Here is a 10612-nt window from a genome sequence, read left to right as displayed (position 1 = left end):
GCATGTACCAGAGTGCGTGTCCGAGGGGGGAGGCGAACCAATTGCACATCCCCTCGCCCTCACCACCCGCCTCCTGCTCGCGCAGAGGTGAGCGGCTGTGGACACCAATCTCACCCGGCCAGACCACCGCATCCAGCGTACGACGATCGCCGGTGTTTTCCTACTGGCCGCGATCGCTGCCGTCGTCTCGTTCCGCCACATGCACGAACTCTGCTTGCGCCACGGTGAGGACCACCTGGCGGCGGTGCTCATCCCGCTCGCCGTCGACGGCCTGATCGTCGTCGCCTCGATGTCCATCCTTCTGGCCAACTGGTACGGCTCCCGCGGCGGCCTCCTAGCCTGGAGCCTCCTCGTGGTCGGCAGCCTCGCCAGCCTCGGCGCGAACGTCGCCGTCGCCGAGCCCAGCCTGATCGGCCGCATCATCGCCGCCTGGCCATCCCTGGCCTTGATCGGCAGCTACGAACTCCTGATGGCCCAGATCCGCCGTTTCGCAGGAGAGCGAGCAGAGTTTGAAGATCTCTCGGCTCTGCATCCCGATCCTGCTGCCGCCGACGCGGAAGCCGACCCTGCTGAGCCACAAGATGATCAGAAGGGAGACGCCGACTTGCCTGTCGAGCACGACGGGAACGGCCGGGTGCTGCAGCGAGTGGCCTGGCGGTGGGCACAGCAGAACCGTCAGGCAGACGGAGACCTCCCGAGCGGCGTGGCCATCGCCCAGGCCTTCGCCCGGAGTTCCCGATGGGGCCGCCTGGTCAAGAAGGCCGGCCTCGCCGGCGAGCTGAGCTGATGCTGCGCGCTGCTGGCCCAAGATACACTGACATTGGCGGGTGGTGTCCCCCATCAGGACCTGCCTTGCCGCACCGGAGCGTGCAGAGGAGAGGATGCGCGATGAAGGCCGCCACCGCAGCCACACTGCATGCGAACGCGGCTACGATCCGCCAGCTGGGCCGACAGTACGGGCTGCACTCCTTTACGCTGAGCGGCGAGCCCGGCGAACTCGTGGCCAGCCTGGACGAGGGCCGTACCTACTTCGATGTCACGGCATTCGAGGCCGACGCGTCAGGCCTCCTCGGCGCCACCGTCGAGGTCGTCCCTCGCGGTCCCGGGGTCGACGTCCAGGAACGCGAAGCACTCGGTGGCATGCGCGGCGCCGCGTGACCGTCCCGATCAGCGACCGTGAGCAGCAGGAGCTGACCCGTCTCACCGATGCCCAGGCCGCCCTCGCGCGAGCTGCCGGCATCGCGCGCGACGGCGCGCCCAAGGCCGGCGAGGAGCGCCTGCTCGCTCTCGCCTACGCCATGCTCACCTTCGGAGAGATGCTCAAGCAGGCTTCCCGGGGCGTGGTCACTCAGGCCTTCAGCGGCCCCATCGCCCTGCGCGACAAGCTCGCCCACATCCCGCACCGCAAGCTCAACCCCGACGTACTCATCGCCTCCACCAGCCGCGCCGAGACCGAGATCCTCCCCTTGATCCAGGCCCGCATCGAGGACCTGGCCGCTCGACGCGGCTGACCAACGAAGAGCTACGCCTTCCGGGCCTGCCGCGCTCGTTCGGCGAGCGCCGCATAGAAGTCGTCCGGACTGTCGTCTTCGCGACGTCCGGCTGCCACCAGCCAGGGGCAGCGGTTGTCCGGCCACACCGCTCCCTGCCAGCGCTGGATCTTGACCTTGAAGAGGACGTTGTCGTCCACCGAGACGATGCGCTCCCGGGCGGTTTCCCCGACGAACTGGGCGGACGCCTTGTGGATCAGTGGATGGTCGATCTCGTCCAGAGCTACGCGAGCAGGCGGCCTGGGATTTCGAATATGAGACGTTGTCCAATGTTGTATATCCTGCGCAATTCCTGCGCACACTCACTACTCTTGATGTCTTGTCGTGTACGGATCGTGGTGTGGGCGGTTGCGGCAGGTTGGGCTGGTAGAGGTTCGGGGGCTGAGGTGCCCTGGGTGATGCCGGTTTGCTTGTGCGGATCGAGCAGCGCCAAGCTAAGGTCCCGGCGGCTGACCCCGGTTCGCGTCTGCTAGCGCCTCCAGGTCGCGGGCGAAGGGGGTCTGGTGGGCCAGAGGGTGTACCCGGGACCAAGGTTGCTGTTCGGGGAGTCGCACGGTCGTGTGCCGGTTGCGGTGGACGGGGTTCCAGCGGGGCTGCGCGCGGTCACCGTTCCGGTCCGCCGGGATGGTGAGGACCGGTTGCCGCGCGACAGGCGCCGGCGTCTCCAGGTCACCGAGGTTGACCTGGTCCCTGTCGAGCAGGTCGCGCTGTTCGAGTCGCCGGTCGAACTATCGGATGCGAATCTTTTGTGGGTGCTCGGCGCGGAGCGTCGCGCCTGGGGGTCGGTGGCCCGGCGGTTCGGGCCGACGGCTGAGGAGGTGGCGGCGGCCCTCGTTCGCTGCGGCGCCGTCGTGCTGCGCTACGAGGTGGATGAGTTAATGGCACTGGGCCGTCCGGTGCACTGGCGGCTGTCGCAGTCGTGGTCGGAGCAGGCTGAGGAGCGGTGCGCCCAGCTCCGCGGTTCCCGCGAGCCACGGCGTGCTCGCAGAGAGCTGTTGGAGTTGATGGAAGCGGTGGAGCAGTTGTCGGCGGAGCGCGGACTGCTTGCAGCGGTGACGGACGATGCCAAATTGGTGGTTCCTGAGGGAAGCCGGAGTGGAGCGCGAGCTTGGTCGGTGTATGAAGCCGCGATTAGGGCTGCCGCCACGTGGTGGGCTTTGCGTGCCGCAGGTGAACAGGAAGTGACGCTCAAGCAGCTCGCCGCGCTGGCACTGGGAGGATCCAAGCGGTGGACCGGGCAGCAGCAGGTGGCGTTTGCGAACTTGGTCGGGATGGAGTTCGAGGAGGCAGTGCGAGAGGAGGATACCGACCTGCGTATAAAGGGACCGCTGTCATGGCGCATAGGCGAGGTTGCGGCCGACGCAGCGGTCGCCGAACCGTGGGTGGGTTTGCCAGCCCGGGGCCTGAGGCTGCTGGGGGAGGCGGAGTGCGCTGCCGAGGGCGTGCTGGTGGTCGAGAACTCCGACACCTTCGGGCAGGTGTGCCGTCGGCTCCCCGAATTGACGTCTCACTGGTTGTGTGTATGGGGGCGCGGGTACGCCCGCGACCAGCTAGTGGCACTGCTGGGGTGGCTCGCGCCGCGGCCGATCGCTGCCTGGTGTGATTTGGACGCCGACGGTATCGGGATCGTTCACGACCTCACGCGCAGGCTTGGCAGGTCGGTGCACGCCGTGGGGATGGACGCGGAGATCTGGCGAGCGGGCCCGTACCGACGTCGCAAAGATCCCGAGCGGGAAAAGGTACGCGACATGAAGCTGGCGGCCGATCTTGCTAACAGGGTCGACGGGGCGCTTCGGGACCTGGCACTTGCGATTGCCAAGAGCGGTGAGTCGCTGGAGCAGGAGACCTTGTATACCTCAGTACTTCCCCGCCTGCCCGAGCTCCTTGAACCTCTCCTGAATCCAGGCTGTGCGCTTGTAGGCAGCCGCGCCGCGTCAGAGCCGCGGCGGTGAGCGCCATCCAGTTGTCTTGGGATGACACTGACGACGGGGAGGCACTACTCGCGCCAGCCGAGCGGTTGACAAACTGGCGCGCGTTCATGGCGCCGCTGGCCGCTCACCGGGAGGTCGTGGTCAAGGACCCTGAGCTTGTACGGCTGGCCGGGGACGTGGTGGCGGTGTTCGCGGAGCACGCCGCCCTCAGCGGCCTGACACGCGCCCAGTTGCGCGACCTGTTAGGGCCCTCGGGGAGGGGGTGGCCGGAACCGGTCCTCGACTCGCGGCTAAGTCTGCTGATCGACATGAGCTTCCTGGAGCCGTACGTGCTCAAGGCCCATCAGGATCGGTACGTCATGCGGCCGGCAGGGCTGGCCGGGGCGATTGCGGCTGAGCGGTTGTCGCTGCACGGCGGAGTGGATGAGCTTATCGGCCTGCTGGATCGCACGCGCGAGCTGTTGGAACGTGAAGACCCTGATCCGGCTCTTGTTTTGCAGGAGCTGCGGACCTGCCGGCACGGCCTGATGGTGTTCGCACTGGATCTGCAGCGTCAAGTGGCCACCGCCACCCCGGCGGAGCTGATCGTCGCGCAGCGCCGTCATGACCACACTGACTTCACCCGCCAGGTGACTGTGCTGAATGAACTGGTAACCAAGGCCTTCTCCGGACACCTGGTCCTTGAGGATGCCGCCACCGCACTGATCGAGGCGGCGCAGTTCTATCGCCAGGAACTGCTGGCGGCGATCGGCAAGATCCTCGAACACGGTGGCGGCAGCCTGAGCCTGGACATCCTCACAGCCGCCGAGTATCTCCACCTTGCCCGGACCGCAGGCGTTGACCGTCTCGGGCATTTCGGTGAATGCCTGGTCGCGGATGCGGCACCGTTGTGGCTGGACGGGCAGGAGGTGGTGGATATTGCTGCCTCATACGCCCCCGTACGCCCGCACAAGGCGCGCCCTGCCCCGCCCGATTCTGGGCAAGGCAATCAGCCGGACCCATTCAGCGGTCTGGAGGCGGCGGATGACCTTGAGAGGGTGCGGCAGCAGGCTTTGATGGAAGACCTGCTCGCCCACCGGGCGCAGGCCGACATCACCTCGGTCCTTGAGGAGCACGGCTGGCCGGCAGCAGCGCGTCTCCTAGTGGACCTTCTAGACATCGACGCGGACCCGCTGACCCCTTACCGAACGGACATCGCTATCCCAGTGCGCGTCGATCCGGCAGCTAGTGTCACCTACCTACACCAAGTCACTCTTCACGTCGACCTGGATCACAGTGATGCCTGACGAAGACGCCGCCCTGGCTAGGGCTGCTCTCCTGATCGCCGCGATACGCGCCGAGGGCCAGGTCACGGCTCCGCGCGACTCGGCGGCCACATGGCAGGCCGCCGAGGCCGCGGCGCGGGCTGGCCGCGCTCTGCTGGAGCTGCGCGTTGCCGGGGCCACACAGCCCACCCTTCGTTTGGGGTGGCCGGCGGGAAACGCGCCGAGCGAGGAGCATCTGGGGGCTGAGGTTCCGGCATCGCTGTCCCGCGTGGTGACGCTGGTGTGGGCGTTGTGCTTGAAGGCGGCGTGGCCGGATCCATCCTTGCCGTTGTATCCAGGCCAACCGTTTACCGCCGCTCGCGTCGAGGCCGCCTGCACGCGGCTCGGTGCCCACAGGGAGACGGTGTCCGCTGCGCTGGAGCGAGTCCTGCCCGAACACGGCCTGATCGCGGCCTCCGGCAGACTCCTCTATCTCGGGCCTGCTGCGGCGGCCCTGCCCGGCCCGGTGGTCGCCATGCTGCGCCGGGGCCACCACCGACTGCCCGATGTGCCCGCAAGCCCGCAGCCTGAACCGGTTCCGGATGTTCGGGTACCGCCACCCCTGGACCTAACCGAGCCCGAACATCCCGCGGACCTGAGAGGTGATCAGATCGCTCGGAGCATCGTTACGGCGCTGGAGGCCGCCCGCAGGCCGCTCACCCCTCGATGCGTCGCGGCGCTGGCCGACCCTGAGACGAGAATGCGAGTAGAGCAGATGCTGGCCGGCCTGGGGAGGTGCCTGGTCCGCACCTCGAATGGCATGTGGACCACCGGATACCCGGACCCGGTCGCCGAGGCTCTCGCCTCGGCTGGCATCGGCACGCTCACGCGTACCGAACGCGCTGTCCTCGCTTTGGTACTCGTGCACACCGTCGCGCTCCCACGCGCGCAGGGACGCCATGCACACCCGGAATGGAACATCACCCGGCATACCGTCACTGTGAATGAACTGGCTCGAAACCGATCCTTGACCCAGACCGCGATCCGGCAGGCTCTGCGTAGCCTGCGGTCGGCAGGGATGGTGGACACCGAGGGGCCCGGCAACTACATCCCGGGTCCCGCCCTGCAGCGTTTGAGCCCCGCCCGCGTGGCCGCGCTATGGGAGGACCTGATCCTCGCGGGCCGACCAGGCGGCCACCTGGCCCGAGCCATCGCCGAACGTCGTGCCGCCAGTCAGACCACCACATCACCCCAGAAGGCTGTATGACCACCGATACCGACCTGAGCGCGCCCACCGGGATCATCGGAACCCGCCAACTCCTCGCGGTGCAGACCTTCGGTATCGCCCGGCTCACCAGCGACCCGGTGGTTCTTACCCCCGGAAGGTTTATCGCTGTCACTGGGCGTGGCCCTAAAGACTCCAACGAATCCGGAAAAACAAGCTTCCTGGCCGCAGTGTCGCTTCTCCTGGGCGATCCCGAGTGGCAGGTCACTGGCAACGGCACTGCCAACGCCACCAGCCTGCTGTTCGAACCTGTCATCGCTGGCGCCTCCGCTCACCTCGTCGGCGGGGCGGACCGCGGCTACATCGTGGGCGTGTTCGCGGACCCAGCGGGCGAACGCCCGCACACGGTCTGGCTGCAGATCAGCAACGACAAGCCGCACATCCAGGTCCGCCACCAAGCAGGGGTCCACCTGCTCACCCAGGGCTCCGACAACGAGCGCCACGACGCGGCACCGGAGTTCTACCGGCAGTTGGGCAGCGAGCCGCTCGGGTCGAGCGAGTATTCAGCACGACTGTACGGCCGCTCCCCAAAAGTCTTGGCCTATGTTGCCTCACGCGGCCAGGTGCGATCGCGGCCTTCGCTCCTCAAGCTTGAGGCAGCGACCTACTCCCCCGACCGCATTGGTGACGCACTGATCACTCTGTCAGGGCGGTCCAGCGTCCTGGAGCGAGACAAGAAGCAGCGCCGTGAACTGGAGGAGAAGCAGGCCGAATACAAAGGCGCGCTCGAAAAACACGCCGAAGATCTCGTGCGTGAGGACGAGATCCTGAGGGCGGTAGCCACGCGTGCTGACCTGCGCGCTAAGGTCCGAAGTGCCGAAGCCGACCAAGAAGCATCACTCGCGCGAGGGGTCTTGGACGCAACCGCGCGGATGCGCAGTGCCAAAGCACTGCTACCGGCCGCCGAGGAACGACTTCAAAAGGCTCGTGACACCGCGTGGTCCCTGCGCCAGGAGCACAAGTTCTACAGCAACGCCAGGGAACTCGAGCAGGCCGAACACCTGGCCTACGCCGAGAAGGACCGCCTCGATCAGGCGTGGCTCGCCGCCCGCCTCAAGGAATCGACCGCCGACTCGGAGCTCAAGACGGCGGAAGAGGCACTGAAGAACGCGCGTACTCTCAGTGTGCGTCACGCTGGTGAGTCGTCGACCGAACTCACGGTTCGGCTGGAGAAGCTCGCCAACCTCAAGGCCAAGGCAGAACTCGATCGAAGTGTCGCCGAGCGCGACGCGAAGCTCCACGAGGAGGAGCTGCACAAGGCCGAACAAGGCCAGGCGGGACTGGTCGGCCAAATAATACAAATCCTCGGCGACGTCGGCATTACCGCTGTGGGGCTCCACGACCAGATCGAAGTTGATGACCAGTCCCGCGACTCTTGGGAGGCGGCCCTGCATCCATGGCGGGACGCTGTCTGCGTGCCCCACACCGCTCTCCCCGACGCCCTTGGGGCACTCAAGGATCTCCCTGGCGCCGTGCTGGTCACTTCCCCGGACCTCCAGCCCGACGAGGACAAGACTGACACCCTGGTCGTTCCGTTGCCGCCTGGCATCCAATCGGCTCCCGCCGCAGCGCGTGGCTTCCTGCACGCCTTGTCTGAACGGAACTCCTGGACCGAGGAGCCCCCGCACGCGACCATGCACGCCCTCGGCGTGCACATCATTGGCACCTTCCCCACCCCCGTGGTAGGACGCGAAGCACTATGCGCTCACCTGCGTGAGCGCAGGGACGCGGCTCGTATCGAAGTCGACAAGGCGACCGAGCAACTGCAGCACCTCGACACGCGGATCACCGTCACGCAGAGCCAACTCACCTACGCCAAGGCCGCCGAGGAACTCCCGGAACTCCTCGAGCGTCAGACGGCAGCAACGAGCACACTCACGCAGATCCGTGAGGCTCTGCCCCAGTTGAAGACCCAGCTTGACGAGGCCAACAGCGACTGGGCGAACGCGAAGGCGGCCGTGACCGGCCGCAAGGAGCGCATCAGTCTCCTGGAGCAAGAGATCGACCGTACCGACAAGCTGGTCAAGGAGCTCGGCTCCCAGCAGGCCGAGCTGGCTACGGCGGCCCAGGAAGGCGCCGTCCAGCAGGCCCAAGCCGATTTCGGCGGCGACGAGGAAGCAGCCCGTCTCCTCCTGAACTGGACAACCGAGTGGCTCCCGCAGGACTACGACGAACTGCTCACTGAGGCTCCGCAGCCGCAGGCTACCGGGGCCGACGGGCAGCCATCGGAACGTCGACCAGTCGGCCAGCTCCGCATGGCCGCCATGAGCTCGATCGAGGCCTGCCGCGGCATCCTGCAGCTTGAGGCCCGAACCAAGGGCTATCCCACCAGCGCACTTGCGCGCGCAGTACAGATGGACGACACGAACCTGGAGGCGAGGGCCGAAGCAGTCCTGCGAGCCCTGTCGGACTGGCTCACTGACACCGAGGCCGCCGATGCCGCGGCAGAGCCCGACGTTGCCGCTGTCCGCAAAACTCGCAAGGGTGAGCACGAATTCATCGCCGCCTCCGTTGCGGCTCTGAGCGAGGAGCTCCGCAACACTCAGGCCGTCATTACCCAGCGCGTCACCAGCGCCCTCGACAACATCGCCGCAGCGCTCAACAAGCTCGATCACGACGCCGAAGGCTTCGGCGCCGACTTGCTCTACCAGATCGACCCTCCGTCAGACACTGACCACAGTTGGAGATGCGCGGTAACGCCACGCTGGCGCCGTAATCCCAACGGGCCGCTCCTGCCCTACGACACCGTCACCAACACAGCCCAGGAGAAGCTCTTCTCCATCAACCTCGTCCTCGCCGCCCTACTTGCAGCCCCCAATGCACAGGGACGCCTCCTCATCCTCGATGAGCTCGGTGACTCCCTGGGCCAAGAGCACCGCCGGGAAGTCCTGGCCGCGATCAGTACCGTCGCCGCGGCGCACGGGATTACTGTTCTCGGGACTTGCCAGGACACGATCATGAAAGATGTGGCACCGGTCTGCGGTGAGATCCTTTACTTCCATTACCCTTCGAAATCCGACTACCTCAACCTGCCCACGCGGATGTTTGGATTCGATGCCGATGCCCGCCGAGTGGAGCTCACTGCAGAGGAGCTGCTTCGCTCGTCCACGTGACGAGTGTCGTCGAAACGTAGAAATCGGCTTTGGTGCTGATTCCGTAAGGTTGACCCTTCTCAATCCGCTAGGAGGACGCTTCCGCCAGGAGCGTTGCGGCGGCTTGGGGGTCCATGAGGTTGGACCAGATCACCTCGCCCGACTCGAAATCGCGGTGAGGCATGACATCGGGATACCAGCTGTCGCGATCACAGCCGGGCACCGCGTCGAGGATGGCGGCCTGATCGGCGATGGTCACTTGGCCGATGACGCGGATGCCTACGTAGGTTTCATGCCCTTCGTCAGCGCGGACCAGGATGGCGAGCGCGTAACCGGCAAGATCCTCCCGCTGCTCGTGCCCGGTCAGCAGGGCCTGGACGACCAGAGTCCGAACGCATGACTCCATCCGGAGGACGCTGCGTTCGGCCTCTTCAAGCCGTAGGCGAGCGTCGTCCAGCGGGCCAGGAAGCAACTCGTCTGTGTAGGTGTCAGTGGCCAGTGCCGGCGTGTGCGAGCTGTTGTAGGTCTTCCTGGCCTGTCGCGCTCGTTCGGCGAGTGCCGCATAGAAGTCGTCCGGGCTGCCGTCCTCGCGACGTCCGGCTGCCACCAGCCACGGGCGGCGGTTGTCCGGCCACACCGCTCCCCGCCAGCGCTGGATCTTGACCTTGAACAGGACGTTGTCGTCCACCGAGACGATGCGTTCCCGGGCGGTTTCCCCGGCGAACTGAGCGGACGCCTTGTGGACCAGTGGATGGTCGATCTCGTCCAGAGCTGCACGAGCAGGCGGTAGCTTGGCGATTCCGAGATCTTCACGCAGGCAGCGGATGGTCGGACGGGCAGGGTTCATCCTTCCTCCACGCCGCCGAGCTCCTCGATCTGCTCCTTGGTCAGTCCGGAGACCAGTGCCACCCGGGAGGCGTGGGTCCCGTCCAGCTGGGCCATCGCCTCCTGCATGGCCGCATGCAGCTCGGCCTGTCGGACCTTGAGGTACACCCGTACTGCCTGCGCCACGAACTCCTTCTTCGTCACGTGAAGGAAGTGAGCCCCGTGCGAGATCAGGCGATCGGTTTCGGAGTCCACCTTCAGTGGTGCCACATTTGAACCAGCCACGACAAACCTCCAGTACCCAAAGGTACCCGCTGCTCGGGCTGAGCGAAAGCCGTACGCTCGGGCCTGCGAGAGGTGGTGGACGATGCGCTAGCGCAGAGAGCGGTGCCGGAAGCATTGCCTGGCCGTCCGGGGATATCTGGACCTGCCCGATGCGCGTCATGGAACTGCTCCGAGCAGGGGTATCGGAAGAGCTCGGCCGGCGTGGTTCGGGGCGTGGAGCGGCTGCCTGCTGTGTATGGCCGGATCAGAGGGAAACTTTCCAGTTCTTCGCCGAGCCAGGCCAGGTCGGCTTCGCCGCGCTCGCGGGTGAGGCGCTCTCGTTCGAAGAGCGCATCGGTCTTGGTCAGCACCAGGGTGTACGGCCGGCCCTGTCGTCTGGTCTCGTGGCGGACCGGAAGTT

General features: G+C 66.4%; 11 protein-coding genes. 8 read left to right on the top strand and 3 right to left on the bottom strand.

Going from position 1 to position 10612, the window contains the following annotated elements; genetic code table 11:
• The first annotated feature begins 97 nt into the window (after positions 1-97).
• The 3 genes from Mth01_RS28535 to Mth01_RS28525 all read left to right on the top strand — a co-directional run bounded on the left by Mth01_RS28535 (position 98) and on the right by Mth01_RS28525 (position 1511).
• Positions 98-787: a DUF2637 domain-containing protein gene (locus Mth01_RS28535; protein WP_239090077.1), complete on the top strand. Its 690-nt coding sequence runs from the start codon at positions 98-100 to the stop codon at positions 785-787.
• Positions 788-888: 101 nt separating this feature from the next.
• Complete coding sequence (locus Mth01_RS28530) at positions 889-1158, top strand: hypothetical protein (protein ID WP_204019065.1); 270 nt, start codon at positions 889-891, stop codon at positions 1156-1158.
• Positions 1155-1511: a hypothetical protein gene (locus Mth01_RS28525; protein WP_204019064.1), complete on the top strand. Its 357-nt coding sequence runs from the start codon at positions 1155-1157 to the stop codon at positions 1509-1511. Before Mth01_RS28530 ends, Mth01_RS28525 begins: the two co-directional genes overlap by 4 nt.
• 11 nt (positions 1512-1522) lie before the next feature.
• Here the strand turns inward: Mth01_RS28525 and Mth01_RS28520 are convergent, their stop codons facing one another.
• Complete coding sequence (locus Mth01_RS28520; RefSeq protein ID WP_204019063.1) at positions 1523-1690, bottom strand: hypothetical protein; 168 nt, start codon at positions 1688-1690, stop codon at positions 1523-1525.
• Between the two features lie 393 nt (positions 1691-2083).
• Here Mth01_RS28520 and Mth01_RS28515 point away from each other — a divergent pair, with 393 nt between their 5' ends.
• The 4 genes from Mth01_RS28515 to Mth01_RS28500 are packed head-to-tail and all read left to right on the top strand — an operon-like array spanning position 2084 to position 9123.
• Positions 2084-3502 carry a Wadjet anti-phage system protein JetD domain-containing protein gene (locus Mth01_RS28515; RefSeq protein ID WP_204019062.1) on the top strand — a complete coding sequence of 473 codons (1419 nt, stop codon included), beginning with the start codon at positions 2084-2086 and terminating at the stop codon, positions 3500-3502.
• Positions 3499-4767: a hypothetical protein gene (locus tag Mth01_RS28510; RefSeq protein ID WP_204019061.1), complete on the top strand. Its 1269-nt coding sequence runs from the start codon at positions 3499-3501 to the stop codon at positions 4765-4767. Before Mth01_RS28515 ends, Mth01_RS28510 begins: the two co-directional genes overlap by 4 nt.
• On the top strand, positions 4760-5992 hold the full coding sequence (locus tag Mth01_RS28505) for a helix-turn-helix domain-containing protein (protein WP_204019060.1): 1233 nt from the start codon (positions 4760-4762) through the stop codon (positions 5990-5992). The genes Mth01_RS28510 and Mth01_RS28505 overlap by 8 nt, the downstream gene beginning before the upstream one ends.
• Positions 5989-9123, top strand: coding sequence for a coiled-coil domain-containing protein (locus tag Mth01_RS28500; RefSeq protein ID WP_204019059.1), 3135 nt, complete (start codon positions 5989-5991; stop codon positions 9121-9123). The genes Mth01_RS28505 and Mth01_RS28500 overlap by 4 nt, the downstream gene beginning before the upstream one ends.
• Before the next feature lie 67 nt (positions 9124-9190).
• On the opposite strand, the gene Mth01_RS28495 is transcribed toward Mth01_RS28500, so the two are convergent.
• Together Mth01_RS28495 and Mth01_RS28490 are read right to left on the bottom strand one after the other, a co-directional pair.
• Positions 9191-9949: a hypothetical protein gene (locus tag Mth01_RS28495; protein WP_204019058.1), complete on the bottom strand. Its 759-nt coding sequence runs from the start codon at positions 9947-9949 to the stop codon at positions 9191-9193.
• Complete coding sequence (locus tag Mth01_RS28490; RefSeq protein ID WP_204019057.1) at positions 9946-10131, bottom strand: hypothetical protein; 186 nt, start codon at positions 10129-10131, stop codon at positions 9946-9948. The genes Mth01_RS28495 and Mth01_RS28490 overlap by 4 nt, the downstream gene beginning before the upstream one ends.
• Before the next feature lie 239 nt (positions 10132-10370).
• Here Mth01_RS28490 and Mth01_RS28485 point away from each other — a divergent pair.
• The coding region (locus Mth01_RS28485) for a hypothetical protein (protein WP_204019056.1) at positions 10371-10612 on the top strand (242 nt) is incomplete at its 3' end.

This window comes from Sphaerimonospora thailandensis (assembly GCF_016863115.1).
GTDB lineage: Bacteria > Actinomycetota > Actinomycetes > Streptosporangiales > Streptosporangiaceae > Sphaerimonospora > Sphaerimonospora cavernae.
This window is presented reverse-complemented; position numbering and strand designations above follow the sequence as displayed.

Excerpts from the sequence above, each read along its gene's own strand:
- Mth01_RS28495 (WP_204019058.1), bottom strand. The coding sequence starts at position 9,949 with ATGAACCCTGCCCGTCCGACCATCCGCTGCCTGCGTGAAGATCTCGGA.
- Mth01_RS28505 (WP_204019060.1), top strand. The coding sequence starts at position 4,760 with ATGCCTGACGAAGACGCCGCCCTGGCTAGGGCTGCTCTCCTGATCGCC.
- Mth01_RS28530 (WP_204019065.1), top strand. The coding sequence starts at position 889 with ATGAAGGCCGCCACCGCAGCCACACTGCATGCGAACGCGGCTACGATC.
- Mth01_RS28500 (WP_204019059.1), top strand. The coding sequence starts at position 5,989 with ATGACCACCGATACCGACCTGAGCGCGCCCACCGGGATCATCGGAACC.